This window comes from Ruegeria sp. C9, assembly GCF_056537585.1.
The window spans coordinates 354,404-378,643 of the sequence record NZ_JBQFRU010000002.1; the positions used below are offsets into that span (position 1 = coordinate 354,404).

Consider the following 24,240-nt stretch of genomic DNA (forward strand, 5'->3'; position numbering starts at 1 on the left):
GCGGTGCTGTTCTTGCTTTTGGTTATTGTGACTGCCCGTGCCGTCCTCGTCCCGAGCGATATGCGACCATAAGACGAATAACCTTTGCGTGTAAATCACCCCGCCGCGTTAGGGCAGAAGAACTGGGTCTTTGTTGCCCATACAAGAACGGCGAAGCACGGCAGGGTAGAGTTTGTGCTCCCAGGTCAACACGCGGGCGGCGAGCTCCTCAGGCGTGTCCCCTACCCGTACACCCACGCGCGCCTGGCCCAGAATCGGCCCGTCATCCAATGCTGCAGTAACTTCGTGAACGGTGCAGCCATGTTCGGCGTCGCCTGCTTCAATGGCGCGGGCATGGGTGTTCAAACCCTTGTACTTAGGCAAAAGCGATGGGTGGATGTTCAGCATCCGGCCCTGGAAACGCGATACAAATTCACCCGTCAATACACGCATGAAACCGGCAAGACAGACAACATCCGGCTGGGCTGCCATAAGCGGTTTAAGCAGTTCTGCCTCAAACGCAGCGCGATCTTTGCCAAAGGGCTTGTGGTCGACGGCTGCGGTCGGAATTCCGCGCTGTGCAGCTTTCTTCAGCCCTCCGGCATTTGCGTCGTTCGACAATACCAGACATGGTCGGCCTGGATGATCGCCATTCATGCTGTCGACCAGCGACAGCATGTTCGATCCGCCCCCGGAGATCAGGATCGCGACGCGCTTGTGGCTCACAGCAATTTGCCTGAATAGGCCACACCCGGCGCTGCGGTGACCGTTCCGATGCGCGCAACGGATTCGCCTGCCTCTGCAAGCAGTGTTGTAAGATCATCTGCCTGATCTGCAGCGCAGACAACAATCATGCCGATGCCGCAGTTGAAGGTCTTCAACATCTCGGACTCGGCGATGCCACCGGTCTCGGCCATCCATTTGAACACAGGCGGCAAGTCCCAAGCATTCAAATCAATCTCGGCCCCGAGCCCTTCGGGCAATACTCGTGGCAAATTTTCGGTGAGGCCTCCACCGGTTATATGGGCAAGCGCGTGAACGCCGCCGGCCCGGATCGCTTGCAGTGCTGGTTTCACATATAGCCGCGTGGGGGTCAGCAGAGCCTCACCCAATGTTCCGCCACCGAAAGGCGACTCTGCCTCCCAGCCCAACCCCGAGATCTCGACCAGCTTGCGCACTAGCGAATAGCCGTTGGAATGCACCCCGTTCGAAGCCAGCCCCAGCAGGACATCACCCTGTTCAACGCCCTCGGGCAATGCGGTCCCGCGTTCCATGGCGCCAACCGAGAAACCGGCCAGATCGAAATCGCCGTCAGGGTACATACCCGGCATCTCGGCGGTTTCACCACCAATCAGGGCGCAGCCAGATTGGACACACCCCTCGGCAATTCCTTCGATAATCCGCGCGGCAGTATCGGTGTCCAGCTTACCGGTGGCAAAATAATCCAGGAAAAACAGCGGCTCAGCACCTTGGCAGATCAGATCGTTGACGCACATCGCCACCAGATCGATTCCCACGCCATCGACAACGCCGGTATCAATTGCGATCCGCAGCTTGGTGCCCACACCATCGGTTGCGCCCACCAGAACCGGGTCTTTATAGCCAGCCGCTTTCAGGTCGAACAGAGCGCCAAACCCGCCTAGCCCACTCATCACGCCCGAGCGGTTGGTGCGCTTGGCCGCAGGCTTGATCCGATCGACCAGAGCGTTGCCTGCATCGATATCCACACCTGCGTCGGCATAGGTGATTCCGTTCTTGCCCGCTGTCATGGCCAATCCCTCATGAGTGCTTTGCGCGCGGGTTATTCGATTGTGGGCCATGTTGCAACGGTCAGGCTTGACGCGGGCTGCCATCGTGATAGGCAAAGCCCTCAGGCGGGCCTGTAGCTCAATTGGTTAGAGCAGAGCGCTCATAACGCTTTGGTTGGGGGTTCGAGTCCCTCCGGGCCTACCAAAACCGCCATTTTCCATATAAATCAACGCCAAATTGCCCCAAGAACTATTGATAGTACCCTCACGTGATTCCAATGGGACAAAAAAAGACAGAGCTTCAACAAAAAAATTTCGCCAGCCAATACGCCGTCACACTTGTCAGCACAAACTATCATGCGCGGACTTGACCCGCATAGTTGGGTATGATTGAACCGAGCGAGGCAGTTAGCGTCATCCTCATTCCAATCAAAACAAAACAGGCTGACAGCGTGAATTCCAAGCGTCCCAAAATTTACTGCCAATTTCTTGATCGCCCTGTCATGGAGCCTTTGTCTGGGGATCGTATAAACGAAATGCGATTCTACCGAAGTCTCTCCAGCTTTGCAGATGTTTACTACAACGACGTCCTCATTGACTGGGAACGCGGAATCATAGGTGATCCGGGAGGCTTGAGAACACCGACGCGCGACTATGATCTGTATTATGTTCGGGCGAACCCAGAGTTGTTCAAAAGCCTTCCCCACCCTAAGATAACGCTAGCATATCCTTACGACCCGGAAGCCTTTCGTGTAGCCGATGCTCTGGTGGTCACGACAGAGGCGTGGCAGAATTTGTTGTATGAGCATTCCACCAGTGCTGCAGTACGAAAAAAACTATCCAAATGGTATCCCGACAAGATCGTGCTGCCCGATATGATCCTAAACATCCAGCAAGCTATCGATCCCCTTTTTCTTCAACCAATCTCTTCCAAGTCGAAATTCATTTGGCACGCAAAGATGACTGGTTCTAAGTCTTTTGGATTCTTTGGGCGTGTTACCAAAGAGACAATTCCAATTGAGTTGATCGACAACCTCAGCATTGTCCGAGAACGGCTTGGCTCTTCAACTAATCCGTTGGCCGCATTTGCTGGAAGCATCCGCACAACATTACCCATGCCAGCATTGTCCTTAGGTCACATTCCCTATGGAGAAGTACCCGGAGCGCTTGCAGCCTGCCGCGGGACACTTGGGCAAATGTGCGCAGACAGCGATTATTTGGGGTCTGGGAAACTGCTGGATGCAATGGCAACCAAAACCCCCATTGTCACCCGGCGAAATGCGGTTCGTGACGAACAACTTGGTTCTGCGTATCCTGGAACGTACGACCACAGTGAGGAGGCTTTGGACATTCTCTGGCGACTTTGTACCGAGGATACGTTTCATAGTGATTTGCAGAATTATCTTGCAGAGCGAACGGGGTATTTTTTGCCGACATCAACCGGACAGCGAATAAGTCAGAAGCTTGAGAGAGCTGGCTTTCTCTAGAAATAGCGCTGTTTGGTTTGGTCGTGTTGACAAGTGGCGCAACCAGAGACGGATCGATTTGATGTCGATAAGACTAGGTTGCATTCCACGGTATTGTCGACACGGTGGGTATTCTTTGGCTTGCTGAAGCAACGTTCTCCCAATTTACGAACGTAATATAGCGATCTGTCGACAGCAACACAATTCTTGCGTGATTTCCGAATGGGGATGACGGCAGAACTTCGCGGTTGTCCATTATTTTGTGGGTGTGAGCCTCCCCATGATTCGTCAAACGACACGGTTTTGTTTCGGTCAGTACACGATAAGGAACCTTGATCGTTGCCAGACAACACTTTTGTAATCACGCCCCACAAAAGCTACGACATCATTGTTGGCAACGTCGTTTAAATCCTGTGGATCGCTTGTCACCTCGTCCGTATCCGGCACGAGCATGTTAAATGAGACGTCTTTGTAAATCGTTGTCATGCGACATCTCTCCATAATTCGGGATGGTTGACCGGTATACGCCATGTTCTGGCTTTGGAAACTTGAGAGCGCAGGATCCTGCAACCTCGGCATCAAAACGCATTGTCGACAGATCGGAAGGAACAGCACCGCTAGCTGTCGATATTCCCATAGATGATCCGGCTACTTCAGCTATCGACCAGCCCTCGCCGGCCGCTTCAGACGAACTGCTCGACTACCCAGCTCTTTCACTTTGACGAGACCCTCACCAGTAGCCCTCGATGATTCATAAGGCGATCCATCACCTTCTCGTCCTTCGTGGAGTTACTCTATACGAGATCATGTCCATTCACGAGCGCGCCCAGGCAAATACTGAAAGGGTTGAACGGATGAGACTGGTTGGAATGGGGGCATCAAAACAGGCCAGGATGGATTGGAAAGCTGAGCAAAGCGGTATTCCAGCCTGGGACACCCACGTTGATAATAAAGGGCAAAACTTAATTCCTGACAGACCCTCCGGGCCTACCAATTCACCGTCCAATCACGATATCCGCGCATAATCCGCCCAGCCTTTCGCTGCTGCCCAGTCGCAGAATACCACCATGTACGCGGGCGATATCGGCAACAATCGCAAGGCCCAAACCCACGCCGGTGCCCTGATTCTGGTTTCGCGCCGGATCAAGTCGCGTGAAGGGTTTGACGGCCTCGGTGCGTTGTTCGATCGGGATACCGGGGCCGTCATCTTCAACCCGAATGCGTAGTGACTTTGGCGTCATCGAAAGGCTGACCTCGGCGCGTGAACCATAGCGATTCGCGTTTCCAATCAGATTCTCTACCGCCCTGCGCATGGCCGATGGGCGCAGCATTGCGGTTCCACGTCCCTCGACCGAGATTAGTTCAACGTGCTGGCCCGCGCGCTGTGCATCGTCAACGATTTGGCTCAGCCAATTTTCGGGTTCAATCTCTTCGGGTGCGCTCTCTGCAGCGCCACGCGAGAAGTCCAAGAATGCATCCAGCAGCGATTGCATCTCGTCCACGTCTTGCAACAACGGTGCGGCCTCGTTCTCGGGCAACATAGCTAATCCAAGTTTCAGACGCGTCAGAGGTGTGCGCAGATCGTGGCTGACCCCCGACAACATGAGCGTGCGCTGCTCAATCTGCCGCTCGATTCGGGCGCGCATGTCAACGAAGGCATTGCCCGCAGCGCGTACCTCGATTGCACCACCGGGTGAATAAGGCACGACCCGCCCGCGACCAAAGGCCTGCGCCGCGTCCGCAAGGCGCGTGATCGGGCGCAACTGATTGCGCATGTAGAGAAACGAGATCGTTGTCATCAGAGCCGCAAAGAACACCATCGTCACAATCAGCTGATGCGGTGCAGTCGGCGACAGGCGTCGGCGATCAAACTCTAGCTCAAGCATGCCCAGATTGGTTGCCAGAAAAAGACTCACTTCCTGTCCATTTGGCAGAGCCACATACTGGGTTTCAGGCAACAAGCTGCGCATTTCCGCATCCACCTGCGGGGCAATGAAATCGTACCATCGACGCGGACTGTTTTTCGGCTCTTCATTCGGCGGCAGAAAGCGGGCGGTCATGTTCAAGACCGACAAGTCCTGCCGCGCAGCTGCCAATGCCTGCTGCTGGGTTTCCGCACCCTCCATCACGTCCAGCACCAGTGTCACCTCGCGCGCCGCCGTGCGGGTCATCTGGGCGGTCACTTCTTCAAGATGTTTTTGCAAAAAGGCAATCGCCACCACCAAAAGCACGACAATGACCGGCAGTACCAGAATGAGTGCGGCACGCGCATATAGGCTACGCGGCATATAGGGTTTGAGCCATTGGGTCGACATGCGCTAAACCTAGCGGGCTGCCCGGGCAAGAGGAAGAGGTCAGAATGCAAGCCCCCGACGATTTCAACCCTCTCCCTGGACAGGTTGCCGTGCTCACCCCGGGACTTAGGCGCATTCTTGCGCCCAATCCCTCGCCAATGACTTATCGTGGTACGAATACCTACCTTCTGGGCGATGAGGACATTGCTGTCATCGACCCTGGGCCATTGAGTGGTGCCCATATGCAAGCCATAGTTGATGCGCTGGAACCCGGGCAGCGGATCAGCCACATATTTGTTACGCACACCCATCTGGATCACTCGCCTTTGGCCGCCCCGCTCGCATCCCGCACCGGCGCTCCGATTCTGGCTTTTGGTGGTCCGCAAGCTGGACGCAGCGAAGTCATGACCGAGCTGGCCCAGAACGGGCTTGCCGGAGGTGGTGAGGGAATCGATGCCGATTTCCGCCCTGATATCGAGCTTGAAGACGGTGAACGCGTCGCGGCAGAAGGCTGGCAACTCGAAGTGATCCACACACCCGGCCATCTGGGCAACCATATCGCGTTGGCCTGGGGGGATGTCTGCTTTACGGCTGATCACGTCATGGGCTGGGCCAGCTCTCTGGTCTCGCCCCCGGACGGGGACCTGACGGATTTCATGGCAGCCTGTCGCCGCCTGCGCGCGCGCAATTGGTCGGTTTTTCACCCCGGGCATGGTGCCCCCATTACGGGTCCTGACAAACGCCTGGATTGGCTGATAGACCACCGATTGCAGCGAGAATCACAGATACTCGACGCCCTGGAAAATGGCCCTGAAACGGCCCAACAGCTTGCCCAGCGAATCTATATCGAAACCCCCGCCGCGCTGCTTCCCGCGGCCGAGCGTAATGTCTTCGCCCATCTGGTTGATCTGACCGGCAGATCCCGTGTAGCGCCCTTGGGGGATCTGTCAGTTGCGTCTCGTTTCAAGCGCATCGCGTGAATCGGAAAAAATTGGCGGCCCGTGCGCTTCCCCTCTGGACGCCGAAAATACGGGTTGTTATACGCCCCTCAGTTCCGGCGTAGCTCAGCGGTAGAGCAGTTGACTGTTAATCAATTGGTCGTAGGTTCGATCCCTACCGCCGGAGCCAATTTTCCCCATTTAGATCATAGACTTAATGGAAAGCCTCGCATTTAGGGGAAGGAATGTAGGGCCGTGTTGCCAGTTTGTTGCCAAGAATCAGGTGGCAATGAAGTGACAACAGCTCCCAGCAAAACCACCATTCAGCCAGCAACCACCTGTTATTGCTTGATTTTCAGGCAGAGCAAATCGGTAGGTCAATTGATTCGAGATCAATCGATCATAGGCTACCTCAAAGCTGATGTTTGCGGCACCTTTCGCGAACATCTGGAAACGAGGAAGCCGGTCGTTTACTTTCGCCCGAGCGGAGGGCTACTTTGCCGACAAAGCTGCTGTCAAAGTTTTCCGGCGGAACATCCGCTTTGTGCACTTTGCGACCGAGGCAACAAATACGGAGGACGGAAAGCTGTTATTCCCTGGAGACGCCAAAGGTAATTGGCACGGGAGTGAAAGCGGACGTTTACGGGAAGATGACACTATGAAATGAAGGCGTCTGGCTGCCAAGGTCAAACCGGAATTTCGCCGCGACCTCGCCGATTGCTCTAGCCATTTTCCTACCGTTGACCTTATATTGGTCTGCCGTTGCCTTAGTGTTCATCCCGCCAATAGTGAGGAGTGACGACGGTTTTCCACAAAGCTCGACGTACTTGACAAAGCAGAAAGGCTCTCTTTGAGACCTTATTTCTTAAAATGCAGCAGTGCCGCTTAGAGGTAAATCATTTGGGACAGGTCGCTCCTCCCCAATCGAGTTGGCAATCCATCAAAGGATCGATTGCCCAGTCGAATTCCAATCATTGAGAAACTTCTCGATGCCGATATCGGTCAATGGATGCATGATCAGTTTGCGAATAACGGACGGCGGGATCGTGGCGATGTCGGAACCGGCCAATGCCACCTTTGTAATATGATTGGGGCTTCTGACGGATGCCGCAATGATTTCAGTTTCAATACTATAGTTGTCGTAAATGCTACGGATATCACGGATCAGATTGACTCCGTCCAGATTGATGTCATCCAATCTGCCAATGAACGGAGATACATAGGTCGCGCCAGCCTTTGCCGCCAAGAGAGCCTGATTGGGTGAAAAGCACAGTGTGACGTTTGTTCTGATACCTTCACTTTTGAAATGAGCACAGGCCCTGAGGCCATCCAATGTCAGCGGCAGTTTGACAACGACGTTGTCTGCGATCGCCGCGAGGTGCACTCCCTCTGCGATCATTCCCGCAGCATCCAACGCTGCAACCTCTGCCGATACTGGCGTATCCGTCAGAGTGCAAATTTCTGCAATGACCTCTTTGAAATCGCGACCGGACTTGACGATCAAGCTTGGATTGGTGGTCACGCCATCCAATAATCCGAAGCCCATCAGGTCTTTGATGTCGTTTACTTCTGCGGTGTCCACGAAGAATTTCATGAGGTTTCCTCATTACGTAAGGGGTGACTTGGGTTGCACCTGAGGCTGCCTAGAGGCACTGCATCAAGGGTTGGCTGAAGCCAGTGCGCAGATTCAGAATGCGTTGCGCATCCCGAATTCAGTGTAGTTCTGGCTCAGTATAAGATCGGCTTTCCGGCTATCACGGATGACACGTTCAGCGTTTGGCAGATCGTTCGCTATTGCGCGTTGCAGCGCGGTTTGCGGGTCAAAGCCATGGCTGATCCAGCGGTGTTGCAGCCTGTTTTCAAGCTCTTCCAAAGTTGGGCTGATAAAAACCGTCGCGGCATAAACATCCGTCAGGTTTCTCCATGGGTCGCTGTCCATCAGAAGATAGTTACCCTCAACGACGACGACCGGAGTTGCCGGGTGAACCGCAATGGCGTTGGCAATAGCTAGGTCCATTGTGCGATCGAATTTGGGATGAAAGCACTCGTGGCGCGTAACTTGAAGCTCTCTGATTGCAGCGCAAAACCCGACCCCGTCGAAAGTCTCTGGCGCGCCTTTTCTCGCCAGCAATCCACGCGTTTCCAGCACGCAGTTGTCCAAATGGTAACCATCCATTGGTACAAGTGTGGCTGACGGAACCGCCGAGCTCTGTTGTGTGTTCAGCGATTGCACAACGGCTTCCGCTAAGGTCGACTTACCGGATGCAGGGGGGCCGGCGATTGCGATAATCGTCCGGACTCCAACTTGCCGCCGGGAGGAGATCAGGTCGCAGACGCGCTGTACGTCCTGCTCGATCACGCTGCGTCCTCTTTTGGGGGTTCCTTGGCACCGGTCATGAAGGCGACTGCATCGGACATCGTGTAATCCTTGGGATCAATTGTGCAGAGCCTTTTGCCCAACCGATGCACATGAATGCGGTCGGCAACCTCAAAAACATGAGGCATGTTGTGGCTGATCAGGATGATCGGAATGCCACGCGCACGCACGTCCTGGATCAGTTCAAGCACCTTGCGGCTTTCCTTGACGCCCAAAGCAGCCGTCGGTTCGTCCATGATGATAAACTTGGTTGCAAAGGCAGCGGCACGAGCAACGGCAACACCTTGGCGTTGGCCACCAGAGAGAGTCTCAACCGCCTGATTGATCGACTGTACAGTCATCAGCCCAAGCTCGGTCAGTTTTTCACGGGCAAACTTCTCCATCGCTGGACGGTCAAGCTTACGCATGTATTTGCCCATGAACCCCTGCTTGCGGATTTCGCGCCCCATGAACATGTTGTCCGCAATCGAAAGGGCAGGAGACATGGCGAGCTGCTGATAAACAATCTCAATCCCCATATTCCGCGCATCGATCGGAGAGGTGAAGTTAACCTTTTTGCCTTCGATCAGAATCTCGCCTTCATCCGGGATTGTGGCGCCGCAGATCGCCTTCACGATGGATGATTTGCCCGCGCCGTTATCTCCGATCACTGCCAGGATTTCCCCCTGGCGCAGTTCAAAGTCGGAATGGTCGATGGCGGTGACGTGGCCATAGCGCTTTACGATCCCGCGGCCTTGGACGACTGGAGTTGAGTCTGACATTAGCCCGATACCTTTCTAATCCACTGGTCGACGGCAACCGCAGCGATAATGAGAAGTCCGATAAGTAAGAAGGTCCATTGTGCGTCTGCGCCCAGAAGCCTAAGCCCCAAAGTGAACACGCCAACAATCAGCGCGCCAAACAGCGATCCCAGGATGGATCCCCGCCCGCCAAACAAAGAGATGCCCCCGATCACAACCGCGGTGATGCTTTCGATATTGGCCAACTGACCGGATGTAGGTGAAACCGACCCGATGCGCCCGATCAAGGCCCAGCCCGCAAAGGCACAGATCAAACCGGATAACATATAAACGGACATCAGCGTTCTGTGCACGTTCACACCGGATAGTTCAGCCGCCTCAGGGTCATCCCCCACTGCATAGACATGCCGGCCCCAGGCCGTGTGTTTGAGCGCGTAAGCCAGAACGAAAATCAGAACGAGCATGAATATCACGCCAACCGTGAAGGTCGCGCCACCGATGCTGAATTTGGTACCAAAGAATTGCAGGAACGGGGCGTTGGCCTCGATATCCTGGCTGCGAATTGTTTCGTTTGCGGAATACAGGAAGTTTGTCGCCAGAACGATCTGCCACATGCCGAGCGTGACAATAAAGGGTGGCAGCTTTACGCGACTGACCAGCCAGCCATTGAGAGCCCCGATCAGCGTACCCATTGCCAGCCCGCACATCACAGCAATGGGCACGGGGATACCGTAGCGGAAGGTGAACTGACCCATGATGACGGATGAAAACACCATGATCGCACCGACGCTCAAGTCGATGCCGGCGGTCAGAATGACAAGGCTTTGCGCTGCGGCCACGATGCCCACGATCTGAACTTGCTGCAAGATCAGCGTCATCGCAAAGGGGGAGAAGAACTTGGACCCCAGCAGCAGACCGAAAATTACGATGGCGCCGACCAGAACGATCAACGGCACAAAGGAAGGGTTGACATGGAGAAGATGCTGCAACTTCCCCAGAACACCACGCCGGTGATCTTCAAATTCCGCTACGGTTTCTGACGCGTTGGCGGCGGTTTCGAATTCCTGGGCGTTTTGGTTTGCTTCAGACATCTCTCCCCCTTTTCGTGGCTGGCATCGCGTCCACGAAATCAGTTTACAGGAAGTTTAGGTTTGCTGGTGAAAGGATTGATGAGGCGCTGCGGCGCGCCTCACCTTGTAGGGCTGCCTTTAGCCCCAGCAGAGATCCAAGCCTTCTGCGACAGACAACGACTCGACCCCATCAACCGGCTGGTCGGTGATGAGCGCCACGCCCGTGTCATAGAAGTCTTTGCCGGGTGTGTTTTCCGGCTTCACGCCCTCTTCGGCCCATTTTTTCACGGCCTCAACGCCAAGCGACGCCATCAACAGCGGGTACTGTTGGCTTGTCGCCCCGATCACACCGGCTTCGACGTTTTGGACGCCGGGGCACCCCCCGTCAACCGAAACGATCAGTACGTCGTTTTCACGCCCGATGGATTTCAGCGCCTCATATGCGCCCGCAGCAGCCGGTTCGTTGATCGTGTGAACAACGTTGATGGATGAATCCTTGGCCAGAAGGTTTTCCATCGCGCGGCGCCCGCCTTCTTCATTGCCGTCGGTCACGTCACTGCCAACCAGACGCGCATCGGTTTCGTCACCGATGACATTCGGGTCCGCCAGGTCCACGCCGAACCCGTCGAGGAAACCCTGATTGCGCAGAACGTCTACTGTCGGCTGACTGACGTTCAGATCCAGCGTCGCGATCTTGGCATCGGCTGCGGCGTCGCCCATTTTGGCCTTGGCCCATTGACCGATCAGAAGGCCGGCCTTGTAGTTGTCCGTCGCGAATGTCGCATCCGCCGAGTCAATCGGGCTCAGCGGCGTATCCAGCGCAATGACCAGAACGCCTGCATCTCGCGCCTGTTTAACCGCAGGAACGATCGAGCTGGTGTCGGATGCCGTCAGCAGAATGCCTTTTGCGCCATCGAGAATACATGTCTCGATAGCCTGAACCTGAGTTTCATGGTCGCCATCGACCTTGCCGGCAAACGCCTTGAGCGTCATGCCCAGCTCTTCTGCCTTGGCGGTTGCGCCTTCCTTCATCTTAACGAAAAAGGGGTTGGTGTCGGTCTTGGTAATCAGGCAGACGGTTTCACCAGCCGCTTGCGCGGATGCAGCGGCCAAAGTCAGCGCAGTCGCGGATGCGGCGAGCTTGAGTAGATTTCTCATGTTGTCCTCCCAGAAAATTGTTGTGGCCCCGCGCGGAATAGCGACAAGGCGGGCCTCCATCCTCCAATGAAGGTCCGGTTCAAGAAACCGTGATTCTAGCCTCTGTGTCAATAAATAAATAAAGTTTATTTATTAATTTGCCCACGTATCTTTTCATGAGAAAACAAGGTGTTTATGTTTAAGGTTATGGAAAGAGAGGCGTTGAAAATACTAACCGGCGGGGTAAGCCAAAGCGGTGTTCGTGATCATAACGAACGCCTCATTCTGACGGTTTTACAACGGCATGGACCTGCTGCCGGGGCGGACGTCGCGCGGCTGACGGGCCTGTCACCCCAGACCGTGTCGATCATTCTGCGTAAGCTCGAAAAGGACGAGATTCTCAAACGTGGGACGCCGTTGAAGGGCAAAGTTGGGAAACCTTCGATCCCCATGGAGCTCAATCCCGAAGGCATTCTGTCGGTGGGAATGAAGATCGGTCGCCGCAGCGCCGATCTTCTTTTGATCGACTTCACCGGTAAGCCACGCCAACAGCTCTCGACGACTTATGACTACCCGCTACCCGAAGCAGTGTTCGGGTTTCTGGAGGTAGGATTGGAAGAGCTTCTGGCCAATGAACCCCAGAAACTTCGGGACCGTGTATGCGGGATTGGAATCGGAACACCGTTCGAGCTGTGGAAGTGGCACGACCTTTCTGGGCTTGCGGCTCAGAAATTCAGGTCCTGGAGAAACGTGAACTTCTTTTCCGAGGTGGCCAAGTTCAGCGAACTGCCGGTCTTTGTGGTCAATGATGCTACTGCCGCGTGTCACGCGGAGCACCTCTATGGCCGCGGGGCTGAGTATCGAGACTATTTTTATTTCTTCATAGGCTCAATGATTGGCGGAGGCGTTGCATTGAATGGCACCGTATTTGAGGGCAACCAAGGCAATGCCGGTGCATTGGGTGCCATGCGAACGACGGGTCCTTTGGGTGAAAGCCAGCAACTGATTGACACTGCATCGCTGTTCCTGCTCGAGGACAGGTTGATAGAAGCGGGTGTTGATCCGGGAATTTTGTGGAAAAAGCCGCAGGACTGGAGCAGCATTTCGCGCTATGTCGAACCATGGATCGGTACCACTGCGCAGGAACTGGCCAAAGCTGCGCTGTCTATTTGCGCGGTCATCGACTTTGAGGCAATTTTTATCGACGGCGCATTCCCATCTGAAATACGGGAGGAGTTGGTCTCACGGGTTCGTCGTTACCTAGTCAACCAAGATAAACGCGGTTTGATTCCTCCGGTTGTAGAAGCTGCGGCTGTTGGGGAAAACGCCCGCGGGATTGGGGCGGCAAGCAGCCCGATTTTCCGCCAGTTTCTATTGAACACTAATGCTGGGCTTTCCGGGATGTAGTCGAAACTCATAGGGGGGCAGTCTTAATCAAGTAAGAACCGCTCCTACTCAATTTGGGGGCCTTAGAACGGCCGCTCTGACTCAACTGCAGGCAGCCATCCAATTGGGTAACAGTGCACTGCTTTAGGCCGCCTCGAAAGCGGCCGACGTCAGCTTTCTGTGCATTGATGTCATTGGAGCATCGCGCAGCATTGGTCGAAGCGGGCTCAAATAGGCCGTTGGCTACGCTATTAGGGAAGGTCCACACTGAGTCGCCTCCGAATTAGATGAGAGGCCGTGCACTTCACCCACAAAAAAACGTTTTTGCATCTGGACCTCCACTTTACCTGTTGATACACGCCCCTCAGTTCCGGCGTAGCTCAGCGGTAGAGCAGTTGACTGTTAATCAATTGGTCGTAGGTTCGATCCCTACCGCCGGAGCCATTCTTCCCAGACTGGCACTTATCCCATCAGCGCATCACTGAAATCCGAGCGCAACGTGCGTTTCAGGACCTTTCCGGTCGCGTTAAGGGGCAAGGCATCAACGAACACGACCTTGTCGGGTACCTGCCATTTTGCGATTTTGCCGTCGAAGAATGCCAACAAATCCTGCTCGGTCGGTTCTTCGCCCTCGGCCTTCACTGCTACCAAGAGCGGGCGTTCGTCCCATTTCGGATGCGGCACACCCACAACGGCAGCCGTCGCTAGTTGAGGGTGTGCGACCGCGATATTCTCCAACTCGACAGAGCTGATCCATTCACCCCCCGATTTGATGATGTCCTTCGATCGGTCGCGGATGGTCATGTACCCATCCGGGTCCAGTGTGGCAACGTCGCCAGTCGCGAACCAGCCATCCTGCAACAAGGCCTCATCCTGCATGTGGAAGTAGCTGTCCAGCACCCAATGGCCGCGCACCATCAGATCGCCCTGCGTTTCACCGTCATGGGGAAGATCTCTGCCATCATCATCGACTATTTTTAGTTCAACCCCAAAGGGCGGGCGGCCTTGGTTTTCGCGCAGCTTGTGCTGTGCTTCCATGGGCATGTCCAGATGTTTGGCCATCGGATAATTCGTCGTGCCCAGCGGGCTCATTTCGCTCATGCCCCAGGCGTGGACGGTATCGACGCCATAGGTTTCGCGGAACGTTTCAATCATTGAGGGCGGGCATGCCGCACCACCGATTACAGTACGATTGAGGCTTTTCAACTTGGTCCCGCATGTCGCGGCATGGGCCAGCAGACCTTGCCAAATGGTCGGTACGCCCATCGCCAGCGTGACGCCATATGTGTCGATCAGATTGACCAATGCCTCGCCATGCAATCCCGGCCCCGGCATCACCATTCGCGAACCAGACATAGCGCTGGCATAGGGCGAGCCCCAAGCATTGACGTGGAACATTGGCACCACCGGCATCACCACATCCATAGCGGAATAGCCGATTACGTCGCGCGTGTTCGACGCGAAGCTGTGCAGAACTGTAGAGCGGTGGGAATAGAGAACGCCTTTGGGGTTCCCAGTGGTACCCGAAGTATAACAGAGGCTGGAGGCAGTGTTTTCATCAAAGCTGGGCCACCCGTAGTCTGTATCGCCGGTTTCAATCAGCTCGTCATAAAAAACCAACCCCGGCACCTGAGACAGCGCAGCCTCGTCCCGCGCACCCATCAGCACATAGTACTGCACCTCGGTCAGATGCTCTTGCAGCGCGGCGACCAAAGGCAGGAAGGTCGCATCGAAGAACAGGACCCGGTCCTGCGCGTGGTTGATTATATAGGCTAGTTGTTCGGGAAACAGACGCGGGTTTATCGTGTGGCAGACAAAGCCCGCGCCGGACACTGCATAGTAGATCTCAAGGTGGCGGCGGTTATTCCAGGCCAGCGTGCCCACGCGATCCTGCGGTTGCAGCCCCAGTTTCTCTAACGCCGAAGCCATCCGTCGGGCGTTTTGCGCGATCCCGGACCAGTTGGTCTCGGTGACGGTTCCGTCGGTCTCGACCGAGATGATCTCGGTCTGCCCGTGATAACGTTCAGCATGTTCAATCAGCGACGAAATCAGCAAAGGCTGCGTCATCATCTGTCCCAGCATGGACATTCCTCCCATCGTCAGCGCTTGGCCGCGCCGTTATGTCTTGGCAACAACCCTGCCAAGAATTCAATTGTCTGACAATAAGAGAGTGCGGCAGGGTGCCGCGTCAACCGCGATGTCGCAATGCGTATCCAACCAGCGCCGAGGTCGAGCCATCTTTGCCTTCGGCGCTAACCTCACCGTCCACGATCGGTCCCAGAGACGTTGCCAGTTCCTTGCCCAGTTCAACACCCCACTGATCGAACGAGTTGATTCCAAGCAGCACGCCTTCGACAAACACACGGTGTTCATAAAGCGCAATGATTTGACCCAGCACAAACGGGGTAAGCTGCGGATAGATCAGCGTGGTTGACGGGCGGTCGCCCGAAAACACACGATGGCGTGCCTGACGCTCCAACTCGTCGCCTGTCAGGCCTTTTTCGGCCATGCGTGCGCGCGCAACATCAAGCGACCGACCCCGCATTAGCGCTTCGGACTGGGCCAAGCAATTGGCCAATAGAAGGCGATGATGATGGGCCAGTTCCGGCTCATGCCCGTTTGCCGCCACCATGAATTCGCAGGGGATCACATCGGTGCCCTGATGGATCAACTGATAAAAGGCGTGCTGTCCATTGGTGCCCGGTTCGCCCCAGACGACCGGTCCTGAAGGCATGGTCAGCGCGCTGCCATCCATCGCGACGGATTTACCGTTCGATTCCATCTCAAGTTGTTGGAAATAGGCAGGCAGGCGCAGCAGACGCTGATCATATGGCAGAACTGCGCGGCTGGCATGCCCAAGCACCTGACGATGCCAGACCCCCACAAGCGCCAGCATAACTGGCAGATTTTCTGCCCATTCGGCGGATTGAAAGTGCAGATCCATCGCCTGACCGCCCCGCAGAAACGCGTCAAACGCGTTCGAGCCAACGGCGATCATTACCGGCAGTCCGACCGGCCCCCAGACCGAGTACCGCCCGCCGACCCAATCCGCGAAGCCAAACACCCGCGACTCGGGAATCCCGAAGGCCTGAGTCTTGTCAACAGCGCTGGAGACCGCTGCGAATTGCCGCGCCGGATCACCACCACCATCGACCATCCAAGCCCGCGCCGTGCGCGCATTGGTCATCGTCTCGATGGTCGTAAAGGTCTTCGACGCGACAATCACCAGAGTCCGTGTCGGATCAAGCGGGCGCAGCGTATCCGCAATATGCGCACCATCCACGTTTGAGACATAATGCAGCCTTGGCCCGTCGTGATAAGGTGCCAAGGCATGCGTCGCCATCACCGGCCCAAGGTCCGAGCCGCCGATGCCAATATTGACAACATCCGTAAAGCCGCCCCCTGCCCCTTTGATCGCTCCGCCACGCACTTCTTCGGCAAAGACGCGCATTCGCTGCAAAGTGCCCAGTACGTCCGGCATTACATCCTGACCATCGACCTCGACCGGGCCTCCGTCGAGATTGCGTAGCGCGGTATGCAATACAGCCCGGCCTTCGGTTTCGTTGATCTTTTCACCGGAGAACATCGCGGCCCGACGCTCTGCCAATTCGACTTGATCGCAAAGCTGGATCAGTGCCGCGCGGATATCTTCGTCGATTTGTGTCTTCGAATAGTCAAACAGCAGATCTCCGGTCGAAGCAGAGAAACCCTGCGCCCGGTTTGGATCGGCGTCAAACAGATCGAGTATCCGACGGCCCGTCTGTGTGGCTGCGAGTGAGTTCAATTGATCCAGCTGCATCGTGATTACTCCGCCCAATGTACGGTCATGCCGCTGAGCACGGCCGCGATCGGAGCTTCCTCGGGTGGCAGTGACATGGCACGATCCAGGGCATTCCGTTTAGTTTCTCCGAATATGACGAGATGCTTGGACAGAGCGCCGTCCAGAACCTGACCCGTCAGCGTGATACGCGCTTCGGGCTGCACATCGGTCCGCGCTACCGCCAGTGTCGGGGCGTTGTTGTTCAGAGCAGCAGACAAGCCCTGCATCCCCGGAAAGAGCGAGGCGGTATGCATGTCCTCACCCATACCCAGCACCAGAACCGATAGCGGCAGATGCGGGTTAATCAGGCTTTCGATCTCGGGCAAAACCGCCTCAGGCTCATGTTCCGCAACATAGAGCGGCATGTATTGTGCAATGGATGCGCGACTGGTCAGCAACCGTTCCCGGATCAACCTCTCGTTCGAACGCTCGTGATCACCCGGCACGCATCTTTCATCGGTCGGCAGTATGTGCACACGATCCCATTCCAGATCCGCAGCGCACAATCCATCAAAGATCGGCCCCGGTGTGGTTCCGCCCGGAACGGCCAACGAGACAGTATCATGATGTAGCAATGCGGCCTCAAGGTCTCCGGCCAATGCATTCGCGACATCAATCGCCAGCATGTCGCGATCGGCATATTCTTTGATATTCATGGATTTATTCCTTGCCAGCGGCGGTGGTCTCGTTTCATCAGCAACTCAGCGTCGCCCGGGCCGGTGCTGCCGTTTTCATAGGGTTTGGGAACATCACCGCGCGCCTCCCAGCCCGCGATAATCGGATCGGTCCAGGCCCACGCGGCTTCTACCTCATCACCCCGCATGAACAGCGTTTGGTTGCCGCGAATGACATCCATCACTAGCCGTTCATAAGCGTCGGGCGGGTCCTGGTTTTCAGGCCCAAGCGCTTCGGCAAAGCTCATGTCCAGCGGAACGTCAACCAGACGCATGCCTCCCTGCCCCGGCTCTTTGATTGTCACTTTCAAAGTGATGCCTTCATTGGGCTGCAACCGGATCGACAGAGCATTCGCATGACGCCCGGCCTCTTCGCCAAAAATCGAATGCGGAGCATCCTTGAACATCACATTGATGACCGAGGACCGCGCCACCAGCTCTTTGCCCGTGCGTAGATAGAACGGTGTGCCCGCCCAACGCCAATTGCTGATATGCGCCCGCAATGCGATGTAGCTTTCCGTCGTCGACCTTTGATTGCCGACAACTTCACGATACCCCCGGCCATCGGCACCGCCTGCAAACTGACCGCGCACGATATGGTGCGGCTCAACCGAATCCAACGCGCGTATGACCTTGAGTTTCTCATCGCGCACCGCGTCCGGATCAAATTTTGCGGGTGGTTCCATCGCGATCAGACACAAAAGCTGCATCAGATGGTTCTGCATCATGTCGCGCATGGCGCCGGCGCGCTCGTAATACTCTTCACGACCGTCAATGCCGACGGTCTCGGCCACAGTGATCTGAATGTGATCGACATACTGGCTGTTCCAAAGCGGTTCGAACAGCATGTTGCCGAACCGAACGGCCATCAGATTCTGAACGGTTTCCTTACCCAGATAATGATCGATCCGATAGATTTGCCCTTCGTCAAAATGCGCCGCCAGTGTCGCATTCAACGCGCGTGCACTTTCCAGATCGTGCCCAAAAGGCTTTTCGACGACGATACGGGTTTGCGGGGTGGCGAGATTGTGCGTCCTGATCTGTTCGGCCAGCGGGCCAAACAAACGGGGGCCTACCGAGAAATAGAAGGCCCTGATACGATCCGCATTCAGCATTTCGGCCAACTGGGCCCAACCATCTTCGGACAATGCGTCAAGCTGGACATACTCCACGCGCTGCAGAAAACCGTTCACAGCCTCCTGATCTTTTGCCCGCTTCGGTGCGTGCTGGCGCAACGATTCGGCCACCATCTCGCGAAAGCCATCAACGGTCAGAGCGCCCCGCGCTGCGCCGATGATCCGGGTGGCCTCGGGCCACTGCCCGGCGCAGTAACGCCGAAACAGGGCCGGAACGATCTTGCGCTGTGCCAGATCGCCGGTTCCGCCGAATATGACCAGATCAAATGGGTCAACAGGTATAACACGAGAAACCATGGCTTTTCCTTACCTTGCCGCTTGGGGCATGTCCAATGTTAGCGCAACCAATCAGCAACTTTCTTCCCACATCAAAACTCTGTCAGCGAGGGGTAGATACTCTTAACTAAACCGGCACAAACGGTTAAGTCGGTTTGGCACAAGCACAGAACCGGATGCCGGAATGAAAGACAACGCCCTACAGGCTGCGAATATCGGGAAGTTTCAGAACAGTTTAGTGACAGCAGACGGGCAAACGCGCGCGTCCGTCGCGCTGACTCATCCCGAAACCCTTTGGTTCAACACTGGTACGCTGTGCAACATCGAGTGCGTAAACTGCTATATCGCCAGCAGCCCGACCAACGATGCGCTTGTTTACATCACCGCCGACGAAGTCCGCGACTATCTGGATCAGATCGAACAGCGCCAATGGCCGATCCGCGAGATAGGCTTTACTGGTGGTGAGCCCTTCATGAATCCCGAGATGATCGAGATGACGCGCGTCGCGCTGGAGCGCGGGTACGCAGTTTTGATCCTGACCAATGCAATGCGGCCAATGATGCGCCGCAAAATGCGCGAGGGCTTGCTGGAATTGCGGCGCGACTACGCAGAAAAACTGACGCTGCGTGTCTCCGTCGACCACTACCGCCCCGATCTGCATGACGAAGAACGCGGCAAAGGCAGTTTTGCCAAAACTCTGACGGGGATGGAATGGTTGCGGGATAACGGCTTTAGGATGGCAATTGCCGGGCGCACAGTCTGGGGGGATAGCGACGCTGAAAGCCGCGCGGGGTATGCAGCATTCTTTGCCAAGCACGGCTTTGACATTGATGCGCATAATCCAGCGCAGACCGTGCTGTTCCCCGAGATGGACGACACCGTAGAAGTTCCCGAGATTACAACCGCATGCTGGGGTATTCTGAATAAGTCCCCCGATGCAGTTATGTGCGCCAGCTCACGTATGGTGGTCAAACGCAAAGGGGCAAAACGGCCAGCTGTGTTGGCCTGCACCCTACTGCCCTATTCGCCGGAATTTGAACTCGGCGAAACGCTCGCCGAAGCCGAGGCCGACGTGCATCTGAACCATCCACATTGCGCCAAATTTTGTGTGCTCGGTGGGGCGAGTTGTTCCGGTTAGTCAGTTCAGCTCCGGTGATTTCCAGAATTTGGTTCCGGACGCACCTGCTGAGACACGCCAACCTTTCTTGCTCAACACAAAGAATGACCGGCCATCGGTGAAGTGAAGCGTATCGCCAGATCGCTCTTCACCATACATCGCGTCCGTTTCTGCGGTCGCGTCGTAACCTTCGTTGATAAACTTGTCCAAATCGGCGGGTGTTTCGAACATGATCACGAACTTGGTTTCAAAACCGCCGATACCAATGGCGGCGCCGACGCCCCCGGTCCCCATATTCATGTATGTGTGTTGTCCGGTGTCCTTTGAAACCGCCACACCGCGCCCATACCCAGCTGAAACTGGGAACACAGTTACTTTTCGCGAGTCGAACACCGCATATCCCGCACTAAACTCATAAAGTGCCTGCGCCTGTGGATCTTCGGCAAATAACTGATCAAGAATTTCGCCAGCCATTGCGTCCAGCTTAGCGCGAGTCTCTTCCGGCGTGGCTTCGTTCTTCAGCAAATCCGCTGTCGAATCAATGGTTTCGTCAACGGTAGCTGCACCCTTTTCAATCGTCGTTCCCACGGCCTCAGCCCCTTGGCCGATCGCAGTTGCTGTGTTTTCCGCACCTTTCTTGATCTTTCCTAACAGCCCTTCGGCGAAAACAGGGCCACTTAGACAAAGCGCAGCGGCAAGGAGCAGAATTCTGGGCATCGCATGCATCCGAATTAAACCGTCAGATCGGCCATGACCTTAGCCCATTTCACCTCATTTGGAAGCAAGCTTTGAAGTGCCGTGGATAAATTGAACCTTGATTCAGTTCACCCGAAACTCACCTACCATTTTGCGCCATTCCCCAGGCGCGATCATTTTCCGGTGCGTGAACCTGACCGAGTGCAGCGGACCTTCAATCTCTTTCTGCCAGAATTCTACGAATTCGAACAGCTTCGGATGGTCCGGAGCAAGGTCGTAATCCTGCCAAATAAACGTGTTCAGTACGTGAATATAGTCGGGCATGTGGTAGAAAAATTCCGCAGTGGTCAGCCCGTACCCCTTAAGCATGAGTTCAGTTTCACTTTGCGCCATGCAGACCTCCAAATTTGTTACAAGGTCTGCTCAGAGTAACACGGAACTGTCCTAATACTTAGATAACAATATGTTACTCAGGTGTTACCGACCTAATTTGGCCGGGGAACGGTTGCTTGCTTGCACCTTATATGCCGGGTCTGATAAAGTGTATCCACAAGATATAGATCAAGAACAAGACACGGGCAGCCTACGTGAGCGATACGCCAGAAATCCCTGAAAACATGGACGAAACCCCGCCCGAGCGCCCCGTTTATGACGGCCCGACGGTATCCATCGAATCCGAAATGCGCACGTCCTATCTGGACTATGCGATGTCGGTCATTGTCAGCCGTGCGATCCCTGATCTGCGCGACGGGCTGAAACCGGTGCACCGGCGTATTCTATACGCGATGCATGAGACCGGGAACACTCATGACAAGTCCTATCGCAAGTCGGCCCGTCCGGTTGGCGACGTGATGGGTAAGTACCACCCGCATGGTGATAGTGCGATCTATGACGCGCTGGTGCGGATGGCGCAGGATTTCTCGATGTCGCTGCCGCTGCTTGATGGTCAGGGCAACTTTGGCTCGATGGACGGCGATAACCCGGCGGCGATGCGTTACACCGAAGTACGGATGGACAAACCTGCCGCGTCCCTGCTGGCCGATATCGAAAAAGAGACTGTCGATTTTCAGGACAACTATGACGGCAAAGACAAAGAGCCGACCGTCCTGCCCGCCCGTTTCCCGAACATGCTGGTTAATGGTGCCGGTGGAATCGCCGTGGGTATGGCAACCAACATCCCACCGCATAACTTAGGCGAAGTGGTCGATGCCACGCTGGCGCTGATCGACGACCCGGATCTGACATCAGAACAACTGATCGAGTATGTGCCCGGCCCCGACTTCCCGACTGGCGGTGTGATGCTGGGCCGCTCAGGTGCGCGCAAAGCCTACCTTGAAGGCCGTGGCAGCGTCATCATCCGCGCCAAGACCCGCGTAGAAGAGCTGCGCAAGGATCGGTACGCGATCGTTGTCGACGAGATCCCCTATCAGGTGAACAAAGCCTCGATGATCGAAAAGATCGCCGAAGCCGTGCGTGAAAAACGCATCGAAGGCGTCAGCCACGTACAGGACGAATCCGACCGCAATGGTGTGCGTGTCGTGGTCGAACTGAAACGCGATGCAACGCCCGAAGTGGTGCTGAACCAGCTCTACCGCTTCTCGCCGATGCAGACCTCATTTGGTTGCAACATGCTGGCGTTGAACGGCGGTCGGCCTGAACAGCTGACCCTGCGCCGCTTCCTAACCTCGTTCATCGACTTCCGCGAAGATGTTGTTGCCCGCCGCACAGCCTATGACTTGCGCAAGGCGCGTGAGCGCAGTCACATCCTGTGTGGTCTGGCCGTGGCCGTTTCGAATGTTGACGAAGTGGTTGCCACGATCCGCTCGTCGGCAGACGCTGCTGAAGCGCGCGAGAAACTAATGACCCGCCGCTGGCCTGCATCCGAGATCGAAGGCTATCTACGCCTGATCGACGATCCGCTGTCCAAGATGAATGACGACGGCACCTATAACCTGACCGAGGTACAGGCCCGCGCCATTCTCGAGCTGCGGCTGCAGCGTCTGACCCAACTGGGTGTCAAGGAAGTCACGGACGAACTGGAAGAACTGGCCGACAAGATCAAGGAATACTTGGATATTCTGTCTTCGCGTGAGCGCATCATGGGCATCATCGCCGATGAGCTACGCAGCGTGCGCGAGCAGTTCGCCGTCGACCGCCGCACCGAGATCGTTGACTGGTCCGGTGATATGGAAGACGAAGACCTGATCGAACGCGAAGATATGGTCGTGACTGTCACCTCAGGCGGCTACATCAAACGCACCCCGCTGGCCGATTTCCGGGCGCAAAAGCGTGGCGGCAAAGGCCTGTCGGGTATGCAGACCAAGGAAGAGGATGTTGTCACCAATCTCTTCGTGGCGAACACGCATACGCAACTGCTGTTCTTCACCACCGAAGGCATGGTGTACAAGCTCAAGACCTGGCGTCTGCCGCAATCCAGCCGGACCGGTAAGGGCAAGGCGATCGTCAACATCCTGCCGATCCCGACCGGTGTCTCGATCGCGGCGATCATGCCCGTGGATGTGCCGGATGAAGAGTGGGAGAACCTGCAAATCGTCTTCGCCACCAGTGCAGGTGACGTCCGCCGCAATCGTCTGTCAGATTTCACGAACGTCCGCCGCAATGGCAAGATCGCGATGAAACTGCCCGAGGATGTGGAACTGGTAAACGCTCGCATCTGTTCAGAAGATGAAGACGTGATGCTGGTCACCAATTCGGGCCGTGCGATCCGATTCCGCACCACTGATGTACGTGTCTTCAACTCACGCGAATCTACCGGTGTGCGCGGCATCAGGCTGAGCAATGGCGACCGTGTCGTCTCGATGTCCGTAATTCGCCATTTCGAGGCCGACCCGGACGAGCGCGCCGCCTACCTCAAGATGCGCCGCGCAGTCGCGGGCATTGCGGATGACGGCGAAACGGACGAGGACGAAGCCGCGCCTGGCAGTATCACGCAGGAACGCTATGCCGAGATGTCGGCAGCCGAGAACCTGATCTTGACCATCACGTCGGGCGGCGCGGGCAAGCTGAGCTCCAGTCACGACTACCCTGTCCGCGGTCGCGGTGGCATGGGCGTTGCAGCCATGGACAAAGCCATGCGCGGCGGCGAACTGGTTGCCTCCTTCCCCGTAGAAATCGACGATCAGATCATGCTGGCTACCTCGAAAGGCCAATCGATCCGGGTGCCGGTCGAGGGAATCTCGTTCCGCTCCCGCAGCGCGGGTGGTGTGCGGGTATTCAACACCGGTAAAGGCGAAGAAGTCGTTAGTGTGGCCTGGATCGCCGACCAGGGTGACGAAGAAGCCGAGGAATAACAAAGCACTACAGAAGTGTAACAAAACGCCCGTATTGCGGGCGTTTTTGTTACTCAGGATCACGTTCCTGCCAAC

Annotated in this window: 19 protein-coding genes, 3 tRNA genes and 1 pseudogene; 8 read left to right on the forward strand and 15 right to left on the reverse strand. The window is 55.9% G+C overall.

What is annotated here, in order from left to right; all coding sequences use genetic code 11:
* Positions 1 to 108: 108 nt before the first annotated feature.
* On the reverse strand, positions 109 to 705 hold the full coding sequence (purN, locus tag ACR0NE_RS05940; protein ID WP_170595502.1) for a phosphoribosylglycinamide formyltransferase: 597 nt from the start codon (positions 703 to 705) through the stop codon (positions 109 to 111).
* Positions 702 to 1,748, reverse strand: a complete 1,047-nt coding sequence (purM, locus tag ACR0NE_RS05945) for a phosphoribosylformylglycinamidine cyclo-ligase (protein WP_170596100.1) — start codon at positions 1,746 to 1,748, stop codon at positions 702 to 704. The genes purN and purM overlap by 4 nt, the downstream gene beginning before the upstream one ends.
* A gap of 107 nt (positions 1,749 to 1,855) precedes the next feature.
* Between purM and ACR0NE_RS05950 the strand changes: the two genes are divergently transcribed.
* Both ACR0NE_RS05950 and ACR0NE_RS05955 read left to right on the forward strand, forming a co-directional pair.
* A tRNA-Ile gene (locus ACR0NE_RS05950) sits at positions 1,856 to 1,932 on the forward strand.
* Positions 1,933 to 2,113: 181 nt separating this feature from the next.
* Positions 2,114 to 3,214: a glycosyltransferase family protein gene (locus ACR0NE_RS05955; protein WP_170595500.1), complete on the forward strand. Its 1,101-nt coding sequence runs from the start codon at positions 2,114 to 2,116 to the stop codon at positions 3,212 to 3,214.
* 24 nt (positions 3,215 to 3,238) lie between these two features.
* On the opposite strand, the pseudogene ACR0NE_RS05960 reads toward ACR0NE_RS05955, so the two are convergent.
* Positions 3,239 to 3,426, reverse strand: a pseudogene (locus ACR0NE_RS05960) (IS5/IS1182 family transposase); the annotation flags it as partial.
* Positions 3,427 to 4,188: 762 nt separating this feature from the next.
* Positions 4,189 to 5,508, reverse strand: coding sequence for an ATP-binding protein (locus ACR0NE_RS05965; protein ID WP_170595498.1), 1,320 nt, complete (start codon positions 5,506 to 5,508; stop codon positions 4,189 to 4,191).
* Positions 5,509 to 5,552: 44 nt separating this feature from the next.
* Between ACR0NE_RS05965 and ACR0NE_RS05970 the strand changes: the two genes are divergently transcribed.
* A complete protein-coding gene (locus ACR0NE_RS05970) occupies positions 5,553 to 6,467 on the forward strand; it encodes an MBL fold metallo-hydrolase (RefSeq protein WP_170595496.1) in 915 nt (304 codons plus the stop codon).
* A gap of 73 nt (positions 6,468 to 6,540) precedes the next feature.
* Positions 6,541 to 6,615 (forward strand) — tRNA-Asn (locus ACR0NE_RS05975).
* A 750-nt stretch (positions 6,616 to 7,365) separates the two neighbouring features.
* Here the strand turns inward: ACR0NE_RS05975 and fsa are convergent.
* The 5 genes from fsa to ACR0NE_RS06000 all read right to left on the reverse strand — a co-directional run bounded on the left by fsa (position 7,366) and on the right by ACR0NE_RS06000 (position 11,770).
* Positions 7,366 to 8,019: a fructose-6-phosphate aldolase gene (fsa, locus tag ACR0NE_RS05980; RefSeq protein WP_170465320.1), complete on the reverse strand. Its 654-nt coding sequence runs from the start codon at positions 8,017 to 8,019 to the stop codon at positions 7,366 to 7,368.
* A 93-nt stretch (positions 8,020 to 8,112) separates the two neighbouring features.
* Positions 8,113 to 8,784 (reverse strand): nucleoside/nucleotide kinase family protein, encoded by a 672-nt coding sequence (locus ACR0NE_RS05985; protein ID WP_480459330.1) that lies wholly within the window; start codon positions 8,782 to 8,784, stop codon positions 8,113 to 8,115.
* Entirely contained in the window at positions 8,781 to 9,563 is a 783-nt protein-coding gene (locus tag ACR0NE_RS05990) for an ATP-binding cassette domain-containing protein (RefSeq protein WP_170402609.1), read from the reverse strand. Before ACR0NE_RS05990 ends, ACR0NE_RS05985 begins: the two co-directional genes overlap by 4 nt.
* Positions 9,563 to 10,633 carry an ABC transporter permease gene (locus ACR0NE_RS05995; protein ID WP_170392953.1) on the reverse strand — a complete coding sequence of 357 codons (1,071 nt, stop codon included), beginning with the start codon at positions 10,631 to 10,633 and terminating at the stop codon, positions 9,563 to 9,565. The genes ACR0NE_RS05990 and ACR0NE_RS05995 overlap by 1 nt, the downstream gene beginning before the upstream one ends.
* Positions 10,634 to 10,750: 117 nt before the next feature.
* Positions 10,751 to 11,770 (reverse strand): sugar ABC transporter substrate-binding protein, encoded by a 1,020-nt coding sequence (locus ACR0NE_RS06000; RefSeq protein WP_170392952.1) that lies wholly within the window; start codon positions 11,768 to 11,770, stop codon positions 10,751 to 10,753.
* 186 nt (positions 11,771 to 11,956) lie between these two features.
* Between ACR0NE_RS06000 and ACR0NE_RS06005 the strand changes: the two genes are divergently transcribed.
* Positions 11,957 to 13,156, forward strand: a complete 1,200-nt coding sequence (locus tag ACR0NE_RS06005) for an ROK family transcriptional regulator (protein WP_170402926.1) — start codon at positions 11,957 to 11,959, stop codon at positions 13,154 to 13,156.
* A gap of 348 nt (positions 13,157 to 13,504) precedes the next feature.
* Positions 13,505 to 13,579: transfer RNA gene (locus ACR0NE_RS06010), tRNA-Asn, on the forward strand.
* Between the two features lie 18 nt (positions 13,580 to 13,597).
* On the opposite strand, the gene ACR0NE_RS06015 is transcribed toward ACR0NE_RS06010, so the two are convergent.
* From ACR0NE_RS06015 to zwf, 4 genes are all read right to left on the reverse strand, one after another.
* The gene (locus tag ACR0NE_RS06015) at positions 13,598 to 15,217 is read right to left on the reverse strand and encodes a long-chain-fatty-acid--CoA ligase (RefSeq protein WP_170596098.1); all 1,620 of its coding nucleotides are present in this window, start codon (positions 15,215 to 15,217) and stop codon (positions 13,598 to 13,600) included.
* Positions 15,218 to 15,323: 106 nt separating this feature from the next.
* Positions 15,324 to 16,934: a glucose-6-phosphate isomerase gene (gene pgi / locus ACR0NE_RS06020; RefSeq protein ID WP_170595494.1), complete on the reverse strand. Its 1,611-nt coding sequence runs from the start codon at positions 16,932 to 16,934 to the stop codon at positions 15,324 to 15,326.
* A gap of 5 nt (positions 16,935 to 16,939) precedes the next feature.
* The gene (gene pgl / locus ACR0NE_RS06025) at positions 16,940 to 17,611 is read right to left on the reverse strand and encodes a 6-phosphogluconolactonase (RefSeq protein WP_170595492.1); all 672 of its coding nucleotides are present in this window, start codon (positions 17,609 to 17,611) and stop codon (positions 16,940 to 16,942) included.
* Positions 17,608 to 19,062, reverse strand: a complete 1,455-nt coding sequence (gene zwf / locus ACR0NE_RS06030) for a glucose-6-phosphate dehydrogenase (protein ID WP_170595490.1) — start codon at positions 19,060 to 19,062, stop codon at positions 17,608 to 17,610. Before zwf ends, pgl begins: the two co-directional genes overlap by 4 nt.
* A 163-nt stretch (positions 19,063 to 19,225) precedes the next feature.
* Here zwf and ACR0NE_RS06035 point away from each other — a divergent pair, with 163 nt between their 5' ends.
* A complete protein-coding gene (locus ACR0NE_RS06035) occupies positions 19,226 to 20,179 on the forward strand; it encodes a radical SAM family protein (RefSeq protein WP_170595488.1) in 954 nt (317 codons plus the stop codon).
* Here ACR0NE_RS06035 and ACR0NE_RS06040 read toward each other — a convergent pair whose 3' ends face one another.
* Together ACR0NE_RS06040 and ACR0NE_RS06045 are read right to left on the reverse strand one after the other, a co-directional pair.
* On the reverse strand, positions 20,180 to 20,875 hold the full coding sequence (locus ACR0NE_RS06040) for a lipid-binding SYLF domain-containing protein (RefSeq protein ID WP_480459329.1): 696 nt from the start codon (positions 20,873 to 20,875) through the stop codon (positions 20,180 to 20,182). It abuts the gene before it with no gap.
* Positions 20,876 to 20,977: 102 nt separating this feature from the next.
* Positions 20,978 to 21,247, reverse strand: a complete 270-nt coding sequence (locus tag ACR0NE_RS06045; protein WP_170595486.1) for an usg protein — start codon at positions 21,245 to 21,247, stop codon at positions 20,978 to 20,980.
* Positions 21,248 to 21,441: 194 nt separating this feature from the next.
* On the opposite strand from ACR0NE_RS06045, the gene gyrA reads away from it, so the two are divergent.
* The gene (gyrA, locus tag ACR0NE_RS06050; RefSeq protein WP_170396932.1) at positions 21,442 to 24,165 is read left to right on the forward strand and encodes a DNA gyrase subunit A; all 2,724 of its coding nucleotides are present in this window, start codon (positions 21,442 to 21,444) and stop codon (positions 24,163 to 24,165) included.
* Positions 24,166 to 24,240: the final 75 nt, after the last annotated feature.